The sequence below is a fragment of the Micromonospora sp. MP36 genome, assembly GCF_008119785.1.
Lineage (GTDB): Bacteria > Actinomycetota > Actinomycetes > Mycobacteriales > Micromonosporaceae > Micromonospora.
Window position 1 is genome coordinate 1 of sequence record NZ_VSFA01000052.1, and the last position, 17,715, is coordinate 17,715.

Annotated in this window: 16 protein-coding genes, 1 pseudogene and 1 riboswitch; of the genes and pseudogenes, 7 read left to right on the plus strand and 10 right to left on the minus strand. The window is 75.1% G+C overall.

Features of this window, described 5'->3' with window-relative positions:
- Positions 1 to 46: 46 nt before the first annotated feature.
- The 6 genes from FXF52_RS26465 to FXF52_RS26490 form a co-directional block, all read right to left on the minus strand.
- Positions 47 to 529 carry a phage tail protein gene (locus tag FXF52_RS26465; protein WP_148801047.1) on the minus strand — a complete coding sequence of 161 codons (483 nt, stop codon included), beginning with the start codon at positions 527 to 529 and terminating at the stop codon, positions 47 to 49.
- A 1-nt stretch (position 530) separates the two neighbouring features.
- A complete protein-coding gene (locus FXF52_RS26470; protein ID WP_148801048.1) occupies positions 531 to 1,748 on the minus strand; it encodes a phage tail sheath subtilisin-like domain-containing protein in 1,218 nt (405 codons plus the stop codon).
- A 22-nt stretch (positions 1,749 to 1,770) separates the two neighbouring features.
- Positions 1,771 to 2,451 (minus strand): carboxypeptidase-like regulatory domain-containing protein, encoded by a 681-nt coding sequence (locus FXF52_RS26475; protein ID WP_148801049.1) that lies wholly within the window; start codon positions 2,449 to 2,451, stop codon positions 1,771 to 1,773.
- Positions 2,448 to 3,056 carry a glycine zipper family protein gene (locus FXF52_RS26480; RefSeq protein WP_148801050.1) on the minus strand — a complete coding sequence of 203 codons (609 nt, stop codon included), beginning with the start codon at positions 3,054 to 3,056 and terminating at the stop codon, positions 2,448 to 2,450. Before FXF52_RS26480 ends, FXF52_RS26475 begins: the two co-directional genes overlap by 4 nt.
- A gap of 15 nt (positions 3,057 to 3,071) precedes the next feature.
- Positions 3,072 to 3,416, minus strand: a complete 345-nt coding sequence (locus tag FXF52_RS26485) for a hypothetical protein (protein ID WP_148801051.1) — start codon at positions 3,414 to 3,416, stop codon at positions 3,072 to 3,074.
- Positions 3,417 to 3,516: 100 nt separating this feature from the next.
- Positions 3,517 to 4,350, minus strand: coding sequence for a DUF3153 domain-containing protein (locus FXF52_RS26490; RefSeq protein WP_148801052.1), 834 nt, complete (start codon positions 4,348 to 4,350; stop codon positions 3,517 to 3,519).
- A 287-nt stretch (positions 4,351 to 4,637) separates the two neighbouring features.
- On the opposite strand from FXF52_RS26490, the gene FXF52_RS26495 reads away from it, so the two are divergent.
- The 3 genes from FXF52_RS26495 to FXF52_RS26505 are packed head-to-tail and all read left to right on the plus strand — an operon-like array spanning position 4,638 to position 7,066.
- Positions 4,638 to 5,534 (plus strand): aminoglycoside phosphotransferase family protein, encoded by an 897-nt coding sequence (locus tag FXF52_RS26495; RefSeq protein WP_187413707.1) that lies wholly within the window; start codon positions 4,638 to 4,640, stop codon positions 5,532 to 5,534.
- A gap of 31 nt (positions 5,535 to 5,565) precedes the next feature.
- Positions 5,566 to 5,934: an NUDIX domain-containing protein gene (locus FXF52_RS26500; RefSeq protein ID WP_148801053.1), complete on the plus strand. Its 369-nt coding sequence runs from the start codon at positions 5,566 to 5,568 to the stop codon at positions 5,932 to 5,934.
- A 37-nt stretch (positions 5,935 to 5,971) separates the two neighbouring features.
- Positions 5,972 to 7,066 carry an aromatic acid exporter family protein gene (locus FXF52_RS26505; RefSeq protein ID WP_255472367.1) on the plus strand — a complete coding sequence of 365 codons (1,095 nt, stop codon included), beginning with the start codon at positions 5,972 to 5,974 and terminating at the stop codon, positions 7,064 to 7,066.
- A gap of 7 nt (positions 7,067 to 7,073) precedes the next feature.
- On the opposite strand, the gene FXF52_RS26510 is transcribed toward FXF52_RS26505, so the two are convergent.
- Together FXF52_RS26510 and FXF52_RS26515 are read right to left on the minus strand one after the other, a co-directional pair.
- Positions 7,074 to 7,769: an alpha/beta hydrolase gene (locus FXF52_RS26510; RefSeq protein WP_148801055.1), complete on the minus strand. Its 696-nt coding sequence runs from the start codon at positions 7,767 to 7,769 to the stop codon at positions 7,074 to 7,076.
- 191 nt (positions 7,770 to 7,960) lie between these two features.
- A pseudogene (locus FXF52_RS26515) lies at positions 7,961 to 8,948 on the minus strand (LacI family DNA-binding transcriptional regulator).
- A gap of 159 nt (positions 8,949 to 9,107) precedes the next feature.
- On the opposite strand from FXF52_RS26515, the gene FXF52_RS26520 reads away from it, so the two are divergent.
- Both FXF52_RS26520 and FXF52_RS26525 read left to right on the plus strand, forming a co-directional pair.
- The gene (locus tag FXF52_RS26520) at positions 9,108 to 10,340 is read left to right on the plus strand and encodes an MFS transporter (protein ID WP_148801056.1); all 1,233 of its coding nucleotides are present in this window, start codon (positions 9,108 to 9,110) and stop codon (positions 10,338 to 10,340) included.
- 122 nt (positions 10,341 to 10,462) lie between these two features.
- On the plus strand, positions 10,463 to 10,795 hold the full coding sequence (locus FXF52_RS26525) for a hypothetical protein (protein ID WP_148801083.1): 333 nt from the start codon (positions 10,463 to 10,465) through the stop codon (positions 10,793 to 10,795).
- 16 nt (positions 10,796 to 10,811) lie between these two features.
- On the opposite strand, the gene FXF52_RS26530 is transcribed toward FXF52_RS26525, so the two are convergent.
- Both FXF52_RS26530 and FXF52_RS26535 read right to left on the minus strand, forming a co-directional pair.
- The gene (locus tag FXF52_RS26530; protein WP_148801057.1) at positions 10,812 to 12,407 is read right to left on the minus strand and encodes a glycosyltransferase 87 family protein; all 1,596 of its coding nucleotides are present in this window, start codon (positions 12,405 to 12,407) and stop codon (positions 10,812 to 10,814) included.
- Positions 12,408 to 12,463: 56 nt separating this feature from the next.
- The gene (locus FXF52_RS26535) at positions 12,464 to 13,267 is read right to left on the minus strand and encodes an MBL fold metallo-hydrolase (protein WP_255472368.1); all 804 of its coding nucleotides are present in this window, start codon (positions 13,265 to 13,267) and stop codon (positions 12,464 to 12,466) included.
- A 230-nt stretch (positions 13,268 to 13,497) separates the two neighbouring features.
- Positions 13,498 to 13,627: riboswitch (cobalamin riboswitch) on the plus strand.
- A 45-nt stretch (positions 13,628 to 13,672) separates the two neighbouring features.
- On the opposite strand from FXF52_RS26535, the gene FXF52_RS26540 reads away from it, so the two are divergent.
- Both FXF52_RS26540 and cobN read left to right on the plus strand, forming a co-directional pair.
- Positions 13,673 to 13,882: a hypothetical protein gene (locus tag FXF52_RS26540; RefSeq protein ID WP_148801059.1), complete on the plus strand. Its 210-nt coding sequence runs from the start codon at positions 13,673 to 13,675 to the stop codon at positions 13,880 to 13,882.
- 154 nt (positions 13,883 to 14,036) lie between these two features.
- A complete protein-coding gene (gene cobN, locus FXF52_RS26545) occupies positions 14,037 to 17,711 on the plus strand; it encodes a cobaltochelatase subunit CobN (RefSeq protein WP_148801060.1) in 3,675 nt (1,224 codons plus the stop codon).
- Positions 17,712 to 17,715 lie beyond the last annotated feature (4 nt).

The following is a 17,715-nucleotide window of genomic DNA, read 5'->3' on the forward strand; positions in this document are numbered from 1 at the left end:
GGCGACGAGGTGGTCGGCGGTCGCGCGCAGCGCCCGGGCCAGCCAGTCACGGGGTCGTCGGGGCGGCCGCACTGCCGGACTCCAGTTCCAGCCCCTCGTACGCCAGGGTCAGCGCCTCGATGGCGATCTCCTGGGCGAGGGTGTTCAGGTGCGCGCCCCGCCACCGGGTGGGCCACGCGTTGATCATGTTCCAGCGCAGCACCTCGGCGGTGCCGGCCGGGTCGAGCAGCACCACCGAGACGTTGCGCCGGCTCACCGTCCCCTTCGCCGCCGCGTTCACCCAGTCCCACAGCTCGCGCGACGAGGTGAGCCCGAAGCGGAGCGTGACCGGGGCATACTCGACCTGCCCGGGGACGGCCCGGATCCGCTCGTTGCCGGCCTCCCGGTAGGCCAGCGACGGGATGTTCACCTCGAAGCCGCTGACCTCGGTGAAGTGCCCGTTGGTGATCCCGTTGATGAGCAGCTTGAAGTGGTACGCCCGGTAGGGGTCGACGGGGGCGCCCGGCTGCGGGGTGGCCGTGGTCGGCATGTCAGCCTCCGATCGTCTCGGTCTCGGTGCCGCCAGCCCACTGGCTCAGCTTGAACACCACGAACTCCGCCGGCTTGACCACCGCGATGCCGATGTGCGCGACCACCATGCCGGCGTCGCGGACGTCGGCCGGGTTGGTCTCCTCGTCGCACTTGACGAAGAACGCCTCCTCCGGCGTACGCCCGAGCAGCGCGCCGTCGCGCCACACCCGGGTGAGGAACGCCCCGATGTCCCGCCGGATCGAGCGCCAGAGCGTGTAGTCGTTCGGCTCGAAGACCATCCACCGGGTGCCGTTGGCGATGGCCTGCTCGATGGCGATGGAGAGCCGCCGCACGTTCAGGTAGCGCCACTCGCTGGCCTCGGCGGCGAGCGTCCGGGCGCCCCAGAGCCGGATGCCCTCCCCGGCGAAGTAGCGGATCACGTTGACGCCCTTGGGGTTGAGCACGTCGTGCTCGGGGCGGGTGACCAGACAGGCCAGGTCGACGGCGCCGCGTACCGGCTCGTTCGCCGGGGCCTTGTGCACGCCGCGCAACGCGTCGGTGCGGGCCCAGATGCCGGCCACGTGCCCGCTGGGCGGGGTGAGCACCAGTTCGCCGCTGAGCGGGTCGCGTACTCGGATCCAGGGGAAGTAGAAGGTGGCGAAGTCCGACTGTCGGGGCCGGTACGCGGTTGGCCCGTCGTCGTCGGCGGGTTTCGGCGTACCCTCGGTGGGCTTGCCGGGCGGCTTGCCCGGCGTGGCGACCCGGGTGAGCCCGGAGATGTCGTCGACGTCCGGCGGCGGGTCGCAGATCGCCACCATGGTGCGCAGCCGCTCGGCCATGCTGATCAGCGCCTCGTGGGACACCGGGTCGTGGTAGCCGGGGGCGGCGAGGATGGAGATCTCGTCGACGGCCTCCAGCAGTTGCAGCCCGCTGCGCCGCCCGCCGGTGCCGGTGAGCTGGCCGCCCTCGCCGACGTTGACCACCCAGCAGCGGGTGCCGCCGTTGTCGAGGAAGCCGAACACCGCCCGCGCGAGGGGCGTGCTCGCCAGGTCCGCGCCGTCGGCGTACAGCCGGAGGAACTCCGACCAGCTGTTCACCGCGAGCGCCTGGTCGACGTGGGCGGTGCGGTTCGGCGCGACCCCGACGAAGGCGGCGGTGCTGGTGCCGACCGGCCCGATCGGGCGGGCGCCGCTGGGCACCTCCTCGACGTAGATGCCGGGGGAGAAGTAGGTGGGCATCGGTCCTCCTTGAGGAGACGGCTCAGTCGGGGGCGCAGACGATGACGAGGTCGGGGTCGGCGGGATCGAGGTCGGCGGTGAGGGTGCGGCCCCGGCCGACCAGCCGGACCCGGACCGGCCGGCCGGGGTCGTCGGGGTCGTGCGGGACGCCGACCAGCCGGAACCGGCCGGCGTGGTCGGTCTCCGTGGCGTACGGGGTGCCGACCAGCTCGACCCGCATGGCGGCGAGCGGTTGCCGCTCCGGCCCGACCACCCGGCCGTCGAGGGTGCGCATGTCCAGCTGGCGCAGCCGCAGCGGGTGCCGCACCGGCGGCGCGGGCGGCCGCGGCCGGGCGATCTGCGCGGGCACGTCGACCAGCAGCGCCGGCCGGGGCGCCACGCCGAACGCCCGCCACAGGGCGGGGTCGCCGGCGGTCAGCACCACCTCCGGCGCGCCGGCCGTCGCGGCGGCGGCGAGCACCCGGTCCAGCGCGGGCAGCGCGGCCGGTCCGGCGCCGCTGACCAGCAGCCGGACCACGAACCGGTACGGTTCGCGCGCCCCGCCGCTGCCCATGGTCTGCCGCGCCGGCCGCAGCTCCAGCGGCCAGACGGTCAGTCCGTCCGCCGGCTCGTCGCGGGGCGGGCCGACCGGGACGGGGTCGCCCGCCGCCCCGGTCAGCCAGGCCGCCAGGTCGGCGACGGCCGCCTCGATCGCACCGGTCATCGCGGCGGGGTCCCCTGGATCCGGTACGCGATGGCCTCGTTCCACACGTGCGGGTAGACGCCGATCTCGAAGTACCGGGTGAACCCGTTGATCGGCGCGTTGGTGCGGTCGTGCCAGAGCAGCCACACCGGGGCGATCGTGAACAGCACGTAGTTGAGCACGACCAGCGGCAGGTAGAGCGGCCCGAGCAGCCGGGCCTGGAGGATGTGCACGTCCTCGTGCCGCTGGATGCCCGGGCTGGACCCGGCGCAGACCGTGCCGATGGTGGTGGCGTACCGGGGCGAGACCCCCTCGACCACGTTGACCCGGCCGCTGGCGGCGGAGACGACCCGGTCGAGCTGGTGCCCGAACACCAGGTGCAGGGCCAGGTAGATCGCCCCGACCACCGTGTTGAGCAGGCTCCAGGTGTGATCGACCACGAAGAGGAAGATCCCCTTCGGATCCGCGCCGTAGCTGCCGGCCGCGGCGACCGCCCAGCCGAAGGGCGCGCCGACGAGCAGTCCGACCACCGCGCCGATCACCAGGCCGAGGGTGCCGCCGGCCCACTGGCCGAGCAGGGCGCCGAGGACGATGTGGACGGCGGCGCTGACGATGCCGAAGACCATCTCCGGTCACCTCCCTCAGACCCACGAGCGGATGTAGCGGGGCTCGCGTCCCTGCGCGAGCTGGGTGGGCGACGCGCTGGTCGCCTGCCGGTTGCCCGGCGGCAGCTGGTTGACGCCGAGCGCGGCGGAGAAGATGACCAGCCCGTTGAAGAACGCGACGATCCACTTCTCCGGGCCGGCGTCGTCGGCGAACGCCGCGGTGAGGTACGACAGCGCCAGGGCCATCCCCAGCGCGATCCACTTGCGCGCCTTGTCGCCGTTCGGGCCGATCAGGCCGCCGACGACGTTGGTGGCCAGCAGGGTGGCGGCGGTGGCGCCGGTCAGGGTGCCCAGGGCGGCAAAGGTGAAGAGATCGTTCACGGCGATCTCCCTTCGGGATGGTGCGGTGGTGCGGTCGGGGTGGGTGGTGCGGCGGCCGAATGGTGCGGGTTGGGCCGCCCAGGGTGGCGGGTCGCGCCGGTCAGACCGGCCCCGGATGGTCGGCCGGGGTCGTCGGCGCGGGGGTGGTGGCGGTGGGGGCGGCGGCGACCGGGCCGCGCGGGCGCCGGAGCAGGAGTACGACGACCCCGGCGACCAGCAGCAGGACGACCACCCCGCCGACGATCAGGAGCCAGGGGAAGGAGCGGCTGGAGGCCGGGGCGGCCGCGGCGGACGGCGTCGTCGGCACCTCGGCGACGGCCCGCAGCTCCGCGGGTTTGGGCTGGTTGGCGATCAGCTTCCAGCTCACCGACCGGCCGACGAGCGTGCCGTTGGTCTCGATCACCCGACCGGGGAAGGTCACCGATATGTCGATCGACATCGACTGCAGTGCCTTCTGCTGGGTCTGCGGGTCGTACTGGGTCGCTTTCTCACCGTATTTGGTGGGGTCCAGCGAGAGAGTGAAGCGATGGAGATCGCCGTCCCGGGCCAGATTCACGCCCGCGCTGTTGAAATGCGACAGCGGCTTTTCGTGATAGGAGATCAGAACGCCGTAGGACTTGTCGTTGTCGTACGAGGTCTCGTCTCCGGGAGGTAGCGCGGGGAGGCTCCGCCGGAGTTCGGCGAAGGCTGCCGGTACGTTGTTCCGCCACCGCTTGAACGCAGGCCATCTGGGGTCGAGCGGGGTGAGCACCGGCCCGGGGTCCACCGACGTGAGCTCGGCTTTGTCGACGGTCAGCAGGAGTTGGCCGGTGACCGTGTCGTCGCTGGTCACGGTCAGCCCCAGGTTGAGCTGCGTGCAGCCGGTCAGCGCCGCCACGAGGGCGAGACACACCGCGAGGCGGAAGGGCCGGCCGCGGGGAAGTCTCGTATTCATGGGCACAGTGTGTGTGATCGCTATCACATACAGCAGTCAGCGATCAGTCACAAGGCTGTCGCCGATCTTACCGGCCGCTTCTCCCATTCGGCCGACCCCGAAAATCCGGGCGATCGATATTCTGAAAGGTTGACCATTTCGCAGTTTCCGCGGTGATCCTTTGCGCCGCGTCAGGTATGTCTGGCGGGCGTGGGAACGCGGGGGACGTCCCTCCGGAAGTCGGTTGCCCACGCCGGGACCGGCAGTGAGGATGCCGGGATGAGCCGACAGCACGAGGCTTCGTACCGGTGACGGTGCGACCCGTCCCCCCGATCGACGTGGCGCTGGTGCGTCGGCTGGTCGCCAGCCAGTTTCCCCGCTGGGCCGACCTCCCGGTCCGGCCGGTCGCGGTCGGTGGCTGGGACAACCGCACCTTCCACCTGGGCGACGAGATGACGGTGCGCCTGCCCAGCGCCGCGGGGTACGTGCCCCAGGTGGCGAAGGAGCAGCGGTGGCTGCCGGTCCTCGCGCCCCGGCTGCCGCTGCCGGTGCCCAGCCCGCTGGCCGAGGGGAAGCCCGGCGCGGGCTACCCGTACCCCTGGTCGGTCCACCGCTGGATCGAGGGCGAGACCGCCACCGCCGCGCGGATCGGCGACCCGATCCGGTTCGCCACCGACCTCGCCGGCTTCCTCACCGCCCTGCACCGCACCGAGCCGGCTGGCGGCCCGCCGGCCGGCGCGCACAGCGCGTTCCGGGGCGCCCCGCTGGCCACCTACGACGGGGAGACCCGACGGGCGGTCGAGCTGCTCGGCGACCGGATCCCGACCGACACCGTGAACCGGATCTGGGCCACCGCGATGCGGTCGACCTGGACCCGCCCGCCGGTCTGGTTCCACGGCGACGTCGCCTGGGGCAACCTGCTCGTACGGGACGGCCGGCTGGCCGCGGTCATCGACTTCGGCTGCTGCGGGATGGGCGACCCGGCCTGCGACCTGGCCATCGCCTGGACGCTGCTGGCGGGCCCGAGCCGGGCGGCGTTCCGCGCCACTCTCGGCGTGGACGACGCGACCTGGGCCCGCGGGCGGGGCTGGGTGCTCTGGAAGGCCCTCATCACCCTCGACAATCCCGACCCGGTCCGCGCCGCCGAGGCCCGGCAGATGCTCGACGCCGTCCTCACCGAGTACGCCGAATCCACGGGGGAGTGAGCGGCCGGGCGCGGCGTACTAGGTTGGCCGGATGCACCCGATCGCCTGTGTCCTGCTGGTCGACCGCGCCGGCCGGCTGCTGCTGCAACTCCGCGACGCGCACGCCCCCCACCACCCGAACGTGTGGGGCCTGCCCGGCGGGCACTGGGAGCCGGGCGAAACCATCGAGGAGGCGGCGCTGCGCGAGCTGTGGGAGGAGACCGGCCTGCGGCCGGCGGGCCCGCTGCGGCTGGCGCAGCACGCCATTGTCTCCGTTCGTGAAAGAGGCCACTCGCCGCGGGTGAGCCCGGCCGCTGCGGCTGGTCCGGTCGCGGCGCACCATAGGTGGGTCGAGGCGGCGACGGGAGGCGGCGATGGCGTGGTGGGGCAGGGCCGGAGCACTCCGGCTCGGCGGGTCTGACGCCACGCCGCGACCCCGAGCAGCCGTCCGGGAGGCCGTGGGGCGGCTGCGGCGCGGCTGGCTGCCGGCGCTCGAGGCGACCCTCGCCGCCACCGTCGCCTGGATCCTTGCCACCCGGCTGGTCGGCCACCCGCAGCCGTTCTTCGCACCGGCCGCCGCGCTGATCGTGCTCGGCCAGGCCCGCGGCCAACGGCTGCGCCGGGCCGTCGAGGTGGTGCTCGGGGTGGCCGCCGGGGTGCTCGTCGCCGACGTGGTCGTGCAGGCGCTCGGCCCGCACACCAGCTGGACCGTGTTCACCGTCATCCTGCTCACCGTGGCCCTCGCGGTGGCGGTGGGCGCCAGTTCCGTCACCGTGGTGCAGGCCGCCGTGTCCGCCCTCTACCTGGTGGTCGTGGCGCCGCCCACCGAGACGCTGGTCCCGTTCCGGTTCGTCGACGCGCTGATCGGTGGTGGGGTGGCCATCGTGGCGAGCCAGCTCATCGACGCCCGCCGCCCGCTCGCTCCGCTGGTCGCCGAGTTCCGGCACACCTTCGAGGAGTTGGCCGGGGTGCTCGACGAGATCGCGGCGGCGCTCGACCGGACCGACGACGAGGCGGCGCTGGCCGCGCTGGAGCGGGCCCGGCACGCCGACGCCGGGGTGGAACGGCTGCGCGGGGCGGTGCAGGCCGCCGGGGAGGCGCTCTGGCTCCATGTACGGCGCCGCCAGCATCTCGGGCGGCTGCGCTCGGTGGAGAGCTCGATCCGGCAGATCGACTACGCGGTGCGCAACGTGCGGGTGCTGGCTCGCGCCGCGGTCACCCTCACCCGGGGTCCGGCGCCGGTGCCAGCCGAGCTGGGGGCCGCCGTGCGGACCCTGGCCGAGGCGGTCCGCTCGGCCGGGGACGCGCTCGCCGCCGACCTGACCGGGCAGGACGAGATCGCCGACCGGCATGCCGAGCGGGTGGACGCGGCCGCGTTGGAGGCGGTCCGGTCGGCCGGCCGGCTCTTCACTCCGGGGCAGACGCTGCCCCTCGCCATGATCATCGGCCAGGTCCGGGCCACCGCGATCGACCTGATGCGCGGGGTCGGCGCCGACGACGACGCGTCGGTGCTCACCCGGGTCGACACGGCCGTCGCCGGGCCCCCGCACTGACCCGCGCTCAGGCCACCAGCCAGTCCACCGCCCGTTGCCGGATCTCCGCCGGCACCTCGTGGCCGCCCGGGAACTCGGCGTACTTGGTCGGGTAGCCGAGGCTGTGCAGGCGGGGCACCAGCCGCCGGCTGCACACGTCCACCGGCAGCACCCGGTCGTCGGTGCCATGCGACACGAAGATCCGCGGCCGGCCGTGGGTGACCAGCGGCGCGGCGAACCCGGGGGAGAAGGCCAGGACCGCGTCGACCAGGTCGCCGTTGGTCAGGCCCAGCGAGAGGGCGTACGACGCCCCGTCGGAGAAGCCGCCCAGGATCACCCCGGCCACCGGGTACGCCCGGAGCACCTCACCCAGCAGCGCGTCGATCCGGCGGACGTCCGGGCCGTACCCCTCGGCGATCAGGTCCCAGCTGCTGGCGGTGGCCTGCGGGGCGACCAGCAGCAGCCGGTGCGCGTCGGCCAGCGGGAGCAGCAGGTCCAGCCCCTGTCGAGCCGAGCCGCCGGCGCCGTGCAGCAGCACCACCACCCGGTACGGCCCGGCGCCGTCAGCCGGGGCGTACCGCAGGGCCGGCGCCCCGCCCTCCGGATCGGCGACCGCGGTCAGCCCGGTCGGACCGGGCACGGCCACCGCAACGGGGCGGGCGGTCAGCCGGCCGTGCCGGTGCCCCTCCTCGGGCTGCCGGTGCGGCGGCGCGGGCTCGGTCAATGCTCGCCCCTCTGTCGTCGGTCGGTCCGGCGGCGCATACCCGGCTGGTGCCGGCTCAACCGCCGCGCCATCCGCTCCCACCGGGTCGCCCGGTCCCGTCGGCTCGGCCGCCGGGGGCGCGCCGGGTCAGCCACTGGACCGGGCCGGGGTCGGCGGGCGGTGCCCGGGTCGGCGCGGCCGCGCGGGCCGGGTCAGGCGCTCTCCCGGGCGACCAGTGTCGACGGGAAGGCGGTGACCGGCGGCACCCGCCCACCCTCCAGCACCGCCGTGGCCGCCGCCGTGGCGATCCGGCCGACCGGGTGGGTGGCGGTGGTCAACGCCGGACTGCTGACCGCCGCGTACGGGATGTCGTCGAAGCCGGCCACCGCCACGTCGTGCGGCACCCGGATCCCGCGCCCGCGCAGCGCGGCGATCGCGCCCAGCGCGGTGCTGTCGCTCGCCGCGTAGATCGCGTCGGTGTCCGGCCAGCGGGTGAGCGCCTCCAGCGCGGCCCGGCCGCCCCGCGCGGCGGTGAAGTCGCCGGTCACCAGGCGTACCGGCAGCCCGGCCGCCCGCATCAACACCTGGTACGCGGTCACCGACCGCTCCGCGCAGCTGAGCCAGCGGGGACCGGTGACCATGACGATCCGGCGGCGACCGCCGGCGTGCAGGTGGCGCAGCACCGCGTCGGAGCCGGCGACGTTGTCCACGTCGAAGGAGGGGACGGCGGCCGAGCCGATGCCGATCGAGGCGATCCGGCCGCGCAGCGTGGCGGGCACCGCGTCGAGCACCCGCTCGGTGGTGTTGATCAGCAGCACCCCGCAGACGCTGCGGTCGTCGCCGAGCCGGCGCAGGTTGGCGGGGGCGTTCCGCGGCAGCCACTCCAGGGCGACCCCCACGCCCTGCGGGGCGCAGACCCGGGCCGCCGCGCTCACCACCCGGTCCACGTACGGGTCGTCGAGGATCGTGGCGTCGGTGCCGGCGACGGCCACCACCAGCCGCACCCCGGCGCCCCGGACCAGCGCGGGCGGCCGTGTTCGGCACGTAGCCGAGGCGGTCGGCGGCGGCGGTGACCCGGCCCCGGGCGGCCGGCGAGGCGAACCCGTAGCCGCCCAGCACCCGGGAGGCGGTGGCCCGCGACACCCCGGCCGCGCGGGCGACGTCGTCGAGGGTGGCGGGACGTGCCGTCGGCGTACCCATGTCTCTGCCTCCTGCCCGGCCGTTGCCCCTGCACTTGGCCACTGTCGGCCATCATGCCGGGTCCGGGCCGCCACCGTTAAGGGTGAAAGCGCTTGTCGTGTGAGCGCTCTCAGAGGTGGGATGGTCGTCGGGCAGCCCAGGGAAGAGGGAGACAACGCGGTGAGCAGCACCATCAACGCATCGGCCGTCGACCGGCCGGTGGTGCCCCGGGCGGTCCTGGCCGCCCGGACCGGGGTGGCGGTCGTGTTCGCCCTCAACGGGCTCGCGGTGGGCACCTGGTTCTCCCGGGTGCCGGCGGTGCGGGAGGCGCTCGGGCTCAGCACCGGGCGGCTCGGCCTGCTGCTGCTGACCCTGTCGCTCGGCGCGGTGCTGGCGATGCCGACCGCCGGGCTGGTCACCCAGCGGCTCGGACCGGCCCGGACGGTGGCGGCGTCGGTCCTGCTCGTCGCGTTCGGCACGGTCGTCGCCGGGGTCTCCGCCAGCCTGCTCGGCTCGATCGCCGGGGTGGCGGTCGGGCTCTTCGCCTTCGGCTACGGCTCCGGCACCTGCGACGTGGCGATGAACGTCGAGGGCGCGGCGGTGGAGAAGCGCCTCGGCCGGACCATCATGCCCCGGTTCCACGCGGCGTGGAGCCTCGGCTCGGTGGCCGGGGCGGGGATCGGCGCCGGGGCCGCCCGGCTGGGCGTACCGGTCGGGGCGCACCTGCCCGCGCTCGCCGCCGTGGTCCTGGTCGGCACGCTGCTCGGCGCCCGCGCGTTCCTGCCCGCCCCCGCCGAGGCGGAGGGCACGGCGGCGGATCCGGCGTCCCGGCGGCGGGCGCTGCTGGCCACCTGGCGGGAGCCGCGCACCCTGCTCATCGGCCTGCTGGTGCTGGTCATGGCCTTCACCGAGGGCAGCGCCAACGACTGGCTGGCGGTGGCGTTCGTCGACGGGTACGGCGTCAGCGAGGCGGTCGGCGCCACCGTCTTCGGCGTCTTCGTGGTCGGCATGACGCTCGGCCGAACCGCCGGCACGATCGCCATCGACCGGTGGGGCCGGGTGCGGGTGCTGTTCGGCACCATCGGGCTGGCCGCCGCCGGCGCCGCTCTGGCCGTTCTGGCCGGCTCCGGGCCGCTGGCCGTGGTCGGCGTGGCGCTCTGGGGGATCGGGGCGTCGCTCGGCTTCCCGGTCGGGATGAGCGCCGCCGCCGACGACGAGGACCGGGCGCCGGCCCGGGTCAGTGTGGTCGCCGTGATCGGCTACACGGCCTTCCTGGGCGGGCCGCCGCTGCTCGGCTTCCTCGGCGACCACCTGGGCATCCTGCACGCCCTCGGCGTCGTGCCGCTCCTGCTGCTGCCCACCCTGGCGCTGGTCCCGGTGCTCCGCCCGCCGGCGGCGACGAGCCAGGACTGATCGGCTCGGGCCACCGCAGGTCGCGGCGGATCACCGCCGGTCAGCGGACTCCCACGGCGCTCCCAGGTGGCTGTCAGGTGACGGTGCTGCACTGGGCGGGACGCCGAGGAGAGGAGACCAGCATGGGCTGGTTCCGCCGACGGGGCGCCGACCGGACGACCCCGACCAAGCTCGACCGCGAGGCCACCGCGGAGGACCTGGCCGCGCTGGAGGCCTTCGTGACCAGCCGCCGCGGGGTGGAGTTCTACCTGGAGCCGGAGACCACGGCAACCGACACCACGGTGGTCGCCATCGCCCACGACGGCGAGTGGATCCGCCGCCGCACTGGCTCGCCCCGGGCCGCCGGGAAGATCGCCCAGCGGCACGCGATCCCGCTGTACGAGGCGGCCCGCACCGGCTACCCCGAGCGGATGCGGGCCTGGAACCGGGCCCACCCGGAGCGGCGGGCCCGCTGACCGGCTGCCGGCCGGGTCAGCGGCGCACGCGGAACGCCGCCGCCAGCTCGTCGTCGTAGGTGGCGATCGGGCGACCGTCGGCCGCGTACGCGACCAGCCGGCCATGCGTCATGGTCGCGGCGCGGAACGAGAAGATCCGCGACCCTGGGTAGGCGTCGAGCAGCGGGATGGCCCGGGGTGCCCCGCCCGGCGCCGAGTAGTAGGCCAACCGAGCCACCCGCGCGGAGACCACCCCGTTGACCCGGACCTTCGTCGGCTCGACGGCCGTGCCGAAGGTGACCGCCGCATCCCCGCCGTACGCGGCGCACTCGGCGGGTCCCTGGCAGACGAAGAAGTATCGGGGGTTCGCCACGTCGTCGAGGTCGTACGCCTTGAACGTGGGGTCCGCCCCCGCCGGGAGCGGCTGCACGGCGAAGAACGCCAGCGCCGCGGCGGCGGCCACGCCCACCCGCAGCCAGGCCCGGTCGGCGGTGCGGCGGTGTGCCCGGGTGGCGGTGACCGCGACGCCGCCGAACCCGAGGAGGCAGAGCGCGCCGACGCCGAGCGCCCGGGCGTTCTCCAGCAGGAACTGCACGCCGGGCCGGGCCGACACCGGGCCCAGCGCCGCGCCGAGGGACACCACCATGGCCACCAGCAGGGCGGCGCCGGCCACCCGGCGGGCCACCCCGGACGCGCCGACCAGCAGCATGGCGGCCAGCACCGGCCAGATCTGATGGTGGGTCCAGGACACCGGGGAGGCGGCCACGGTGGCGCAGCCGACCAGCACGGCGGCGTGCCCCGGCCGGCCGTGCCCGGTGAGCTGCCGGGCCCGCAGCAGCGCCACCGCGCAGATGACGCCCACCAGCGCGGCCCAGAGCAGCGGAAGGGTGGCCGGGGCGACGCCGACGCGGAGCAGCATCCCGTGCAGCGACTGGTTGCCCAGCGACGCGAGGTCGCCGATCCGGGAGGTCTGCAACACGGTCCCGGTCCAGTAGGTCCAGCTCTCCGCGGGCAGCACCGCCGCGGCTACCCCCGCCGCCGCCAGGAAGGTGGCCACCGCCCGACCGGCGTCCCGGTAGCGGCCGCTGACCAGAAAGTACGCCACGAAGAGCAGCGGGGTCAGCTTGATCGCCGCGGCCAGCCCGACCAGCACCCCGCGCCAGCGGGGCGGAACGACCCCCATGCCGTCCAGCAGGGACAGCAGCACGATGAAGATGCTCACCTGGCCGAAGCGCAGGTTGCTCTGCACCGGCGCGGAGAGCATCAGCGCCGTGGCGACCGCCGCCACGATCAGCGGCCGCCGGGACCGCTCGGGCGCCAGCACCCCACCGACCGGTACGGCGATGGCGACCACGGCCGCGACCGTCAGCAGCAGCCAGGCCACGCCCAGCACGGACTCCGGGACCACGGTGATCGGCGCCAGCACGAGCGCCGCGAACGGGGGATAGGTGAACGGGCCCCCGTTCTCCGCGACGTACCCGTACAGCGGCCGCCCGGCCCGCAGGTCGGTCAGCGCCCCGTAGTAGATGTGCAGGTCGGAGAGGTGGTCCGGGCGACGTGCCACCAGCGCGACGGAGACCGCGGCGGCCAGCGCGAACCCGGTCCACAACAGAATCACCCGGCGGTCCCGCATCGACCGAGGATAAGCCGGGCCGCCGCGTCGTGGGGCCCCGTGCGGCGTGGTGCCGGTCAGCCGGCCAGCGCGGCCCGCGCCTCGGCCAGCCGCACCGGCTCGTCGTGTGCCGAGGCGTACCACTCGACGTCGTCGGTGAGCAGGCCGCGCGCCATCGCCAGGTCGGGCTCGTCCTCCGGAGTACGCAGATGGGCCGGCGGCGGGTACCAGCAGTCGCCGAGCAGCAGCACCCCCGAGTCCGGCACCAGCACCACCGACGAGTCCGGGGCGTGCCGGCCGCCCACGTGCCGGACCACGACCCCGGTGGGCAGGGTCAGCTCGTCGGTGAAGGTGCGGGTCGGTGGCAGGACGGTGAAGCCCTCCCAGGAGTCCACGGCCAGGGCCCGGGCCCGGAAGCTGTGCCCGAGCCGGGGGTTCTCGCGGACCTGCTCGCGCAGGTAGCGGTGGCTCCACGGCCGAGCCGCCTCGGCACGCAGCGGCGCGACACCGGCCTCGTGCCCGACGATCTCGACGCCGGGCCAGGCGCAGGCGCCCCAGACGTGGTCCCAGTGGTGGTGGGTGTAGACCAGCCAACGGGGCTCCGGCAGCCCGGCCGCGCGCAGCCCGGCCCGGATCTCGCGGGCGTGGGCCGGGCTCTGCCCCGCGTCGACGATCACACTCCCGCGCTCGTCGGCGACGACCGCCACGGTCGGACGGACCGCGTACGGGTCGGGATCGCCGGGGAACAACCAGACCCGGCCGGCCAACTGTCGGGGCGTCAGGGTGTCGATGGCGCCATTCCTCTCGCCCGGGCGGACCTCCGGTCCGCAGTCGACCGCGATGCTATCGGCCCGATCCGTTCCCGGCCGTCCCGCCAGCACGGACGTGATTCCCGAACGGTGCGGGGTCAATGGGCGGAAACGCTTCCGGTGATGGGTTTCGGGGCGACGGAAAATTCGCGCCGCTGATCGATGCACGCCATTGTGACCGGAGCTGACCGCCAGTTCGGCTGATCGACAGCTGTCCATTGCCGAGGGGCGCGGAGGCAGGTCGGACCCGCCGTTGACCCAGGGCCGGAGGCTGTGGCAGCATTCGCGGCCAGACGGCAGTGAAGGAAGCCGGTGTGAATCCGGCGCGGTCCCGCCACTGTCACCGGGGAGCGATCCCCCCTCGTGAGTCACGGCCGTGCGTGCGCGGTTGGAAGGCCGGGGGAGAGCGTCGATCCGGGAGCCAGGATACTTCGGCCGTCGGCGAACCCCAGGGCGTGGACACCCGAGGAGGACCCGATGCACGGCCTTTCCGCCATCGACGGTGATCGTCGTATCCGGCCGGCGCGCACCCGCGCGCCGCTGACCGCTCACCCCACCGCGCCGCGGGCCGGTGGCGCTCCCGCGTACCCGACCGTTCGCCGCGCCGCCGCCCGCCCGGGTGCCGCAGGGGCATCTGGCGTCATCGCCGAGCCCGCCGCCGAACGCGGCCGCGCCGTCCACCGCTGAGTTCCGCCCCGCCGGTTTCGCCCCCGGTCGGGCGTCCCCCGCCGATCCGCCGTCGGTGAACCGCCCGCCGGGCCCGCGTACCCGCTGAACCCGCGCCCATCCCCGCCCGCCGCCGGCCCCGTCGCGCCGCCGGGCTCACGCTCCGGAGCCGTCCGTGCGCATCCTGCTGCTGTCCACCGCCGACACCGACCTGCTCGCCGCCCGCGCCAGCGGCGCGGACTACCGGCTGGCCAACCCCGCGCGGGTCGCCGCCGACGCCGTGCCCGCGCTGCTCGACGGCGTCGACCTGGCCGTCGTACGCCTGCTCGGCGGCCGGCAGGCGTGGCCGGACGGCCTGGCCGCGGTGCTCGCCTCCGGCGTGCCGACCGCGGTGCTCGGCGGTGAGGCGCTGCCCGACGCGGAGCTGATGGCGGCGTCCACGGTGGCCGCCGGGGTGGCCGCCGAGGCCCTCGCCTACCTGGTGGAGGGCGGCCCGGGCAACCTCGCCGAGCTGGCCCGGTTCCTCTCCGACACGGTGCTGCTCACCGGCGAGGGCTTCGCCCCGCCCGCCCCCACCCCGCCCTACGGCCTCCTCGGCCCCGACCCCGGGCCGGCGGGGGACGGGCGGCCCACCGTCGGGATCGTCTTCTACCGGGCGCACGCCCTGGCCGGGAACACCGCGTTCGTCGAGACCCTGGCCGACGCGGTCACCGCCGCCGGCGGGCACCCGCTGCCGATCTTCTGCGGCTCGCTGCGCGGGCTCACCCCCGGCGACGGGCCGATGGCCCTCTTCGCCCGCTGCGACGCCCTGGTGGTGACGGTGCTGGCGGCCGGCGGCACGGTCGCCGCGGACGCCTCCGGCGGGGGCGACGAGGACGCCTGGGACGTCGGCGCGCTCGCCGCCCTGGACGTGCCGATCCTCCAGGCGCTCTGCCTGACCAGCACCCGCGACCGGTGGGCGGCCAGCGACGCCGGACTGTCCCCGCTGGACGCGGCCATGCAGGTGGCCATCCCCGAGTTCGACGGCCGGATCGTCAGCGTGCCGTTCTCGTTCAAGCGGATCGACGCCGACGGGCTCTCGGTCTACGACCCGGACCCGGAGCGGGCAGCCCGGGTCGCCGGCATCGCCGTCCGGCAGGCCCGGCTGCGGCACCTGTCGAACGCCGACAAGCGGCTGGCCGTCGTGCTCAGCTCGTACCCGACGAAGCACTCCCGGGTCGGCAACGCGGTGGGCCTGGACACCCCGGCCTCGGCGGTCCGCCTGCTCGCCGCCCTCGCCGACGCCGGCTACGACCTCGGCGCCGGGCCGGTGCCGGACGACGGGGACGCGCTGATCCACGCGCTGATCGCCGCGGGCGGGCACGACGTCGAGTGGCTCACCCCGGAGCAGCTCGCCGCCGCCGAGGCCCGGGTGCCGGGGGGAACCTACCGGCGCTGGTTTGACGCGCTCCCGGCCGGGCTGCGGGAGCGGATGCGCGAGCACTGGGGCGAGCCGCCGGGGCAGCTCTACACCGACGGCGGCGACCTCGTCCTCGCCGGGCTGCGCTTCGGCAACGTGGTGCTGCTGATCCAGCCGCCCCGCGGCTTCGGGGAGAACCCGGTCGCCATCTACCACGACCCGGACCTGCCGCCCAGCCATCACTACCTGGCCGCGTACCGGTGGCTGGCCGCGCCGGTCGGCGACGGCGGCTTCGGCGCGGACGCCGTGGTCCACCTCGGCAAGCACGGCACCCTGGAATGGCTGCCCGGCAAGGGGCTCGGGCTGGCCGCCGACTGCGCCCCCGACGCGGTGCTCGGCGACCTCCCGCTGGTCTACCCGTTCATCGTCAACGACCCCGGCGAGGGCACGCAGGCCAAGCGCCGCGCCCACGCCGTCGTCGTGGACCACCTCGTCCCGCCGATGGCCCGCGCCGAGACGTACGGCGAGCTCGCCAAGCTCGAACAGCTCCTCGACGAGTACGCCACCGTGCAGGCCCTCGACCCGGCCAAGGTGCCCACGGTCCAGCGGCAGATCTGGGACCTGGTGCGGGAGGCGCAGCTGCACCATGACCTGCACCAGGCGGAGATGCCCGCCGAGGACGACTTCGACGACTTCGTGCTGCACCTGGACGGGTACCTCTGCGAGGTCAAGGACGTGCAGATCCGCGACGGCCTGCACGTGCTGGCCGAGGCGCCGACCGGCGAGGCGCGGGTCAACCTGGTCCTCGCCGTGCTGCGCGCCCCGCAGGTCTGGGGCGGCGTGCGCGCCCTGCCGGGGCTGCGCCAGGCCCTCGCCGGGCACGTCGGCCTCGACGAGGCGGCGCTGCTTGCCGCGCCCGGGGAGCGGATCGCCGTGCCGGTGGCGCTCACCGAGGCGGTCGACGGCCCGGCCGCCACCGCCGCCGACGCCGTCGACCTGATCGAGGCCCTCGCCCGCCGGTTGGTCCTCGGCATGGAGACGCTCGGCTGGGACGGCGCCAAGGCGGACGCGGTGGTCCAGGAGGTGGTCGGCGGGGCCGTGCCCGACGCGGTCGAGGTGCTGCGCTTCGCCGCCCGCGAGGTGGTGCCGCGGCTGGACCGCACCGCCGACGAGATCGGCCGGGTGCTCGGCGCGCTCGACGGCCGGTTCGTCCCGCCTGGCCCGTCCGGGTCACCCACCCGGGGACTGGTCAACGTGCTGCCGACCGGCCGCAACTTCTACTCCGTCGACCCGAAGGCCATTCCCAGCCGCAACGCCTGGGACGTCGGGGTGGCCCTCGCCGACTCGCTGCTCGCCCGGCACCGCGCCGACACCGGGGTGTACCCCCGCTCGGTCGGGCTCACCGTCTGGGGGACCAGCGCCATGCGCACCCAGGGTGACGACATCGCCGAGATTCTCGCCCTGCTCGGCTGCCGGCCCACCTGGGACGGGGGATCCCGGCGGGTTACCGGCGTCGAGGTGGTGCCGCTGGCCGAGCTCGGCCGCCCGCGGATCGACGTCACCGTCCGTATCTCCGGGTTCTTCCGGGACGCCTTCCCGCAGGTGGTCGCCCTGATCGACGACGCGGTCCGGCGGGTCGCCGCGCTGGACGAGCCGGCCGCCGACAACTACGTGAAGGCGCACGTGGACGCGGACGTCGCCGAGCACGGCGACGAACGGCGGGCCACCGCCCGCGTCTTCGGCTCGAAACCGGGGGCGTACGGGGCCGGGCTGCTGCCGCTCATCGACGCCCGGAACTGGCGCACCGATGCCGACCTCGCCGAGGTGTACGCGGTCTGGGGCGGCTACGCGTACGGGGCCGGGCTGGACGGGCGGGAGGCGCGGGCCGACATGGAGCGCTCCTTCGCCCGGATCGCCGTCGCCGTGAAGAACCAGGACACCCGCGAGCACGACATCGTCGACTCCGACGACTACTTCCAGTACCACGGCGGGATGGTGGCGATGGTCCGCCACCTCACCGGCGCCGCCCCGGCCGCGTACGTCGGCGACTCGGCGCTGCCGCACGACGTGCGTACCCGCAGCCTCGGCGAGGAGACCCGCCGGGTGTTCCGGGCCCGGGTGGTCAACCCGCGCTGGATCGCCGCGATGCGCCGGCACGGCTACAAGGGCGCCTTCGAGCTGGCCGCCACGGTGGACTACCTGTTTGGCTACGACGCCACCGCCGGGGTCGTCGACGACTGGATGTACGAGCGGCTCGCCGAGGCGTACCTGTTCGACGACACGACGCGCGCCTTCCTGGCGGAGTCCAACCCGTGGGCGCTGCGCGGCATCGCCGAGCGCCTGCTCGAGGCAGCCGAGCGTGGGCTGTGGGCCGCGCCCGAGCCGGCCACCCTCGACCGGCTGCACGAGACGTACCTGGCCAGCGAGGGCGACCTGGAGGACCAGCAGTGACCGC

What these genes read in the sequence shown, in the direction of transcription:
- FXF52_RS26465 (WP_148801047.1), bottom strand. Translation starts at nt 529, where the DNA reads ATGCCGACCACGGCCACCCCGCAGCCGGGCGCCCCCGTCGACCCCTAC.
- FXF52_RS26470 (WP_148801048.1), bottom strand. Translation starts at nt 1,748, where the DNA reads ATGCCCACCTACTTCTCCCCCGGCATCTACGTCGAGGAGGTGCCCAGC.
- FXF52_RS26475 (WP_148801049.1), bottom strand. Translation starts at nt 2,451, where the DNA reads ATGACCGGTGCGATCGAGGCGGCCGTCGCCGACCTGGCGGCCTGGCTG.
- FXF52_RS26480 (WP_148801050.1), bottom strand. Translation starts at nt 3,056, where the DNA reads ATGGTCTTCGGCATCGTCAGCGCCGCCGTCCACATCGTCCTCGGCGCC.
- FXF52_RS26490 (WP_148801052.1), bottom strand. Translation starts at nt 4,350, where the DNA reads ATGAATACGAGACTTCCCCGCGGCCGGCCCTTCCGCCTCGCGGTGTGT.
- FXF52_RS26500 (WP_148801053.1), top strand. Translation starts at nt 5,566, where the DNA reads ATGCACCCGATCGCCTGTGTCCTGCTGGTCGACCGCGCCGGCCGGCTG.
- FXF52_RS26525 (WP_148801083.1), top strand. Translation starts at nt 10,463, where the DNA reads ATGGGCTGGTTCCGCCGACGGGGCGCCGACCGGACGACCCCGACCAAG.
- FXF52_RS26530 (WP_148801057.1), bottom strand. Translation starts at nt 12,407, where the DNA reads ATGCGGGACCGCCGGGTGATTCTGTTGTGGACCGGGTTCGCGCTGGCC.
- FXF52_RS26540 (WP_148801059.1), top strand. Translation starts at nt 13,673, where the DNA reads ATGCACGGCCTTTCCGCCATCGACGGTGATCGTCGTATCCGGCCGGCG.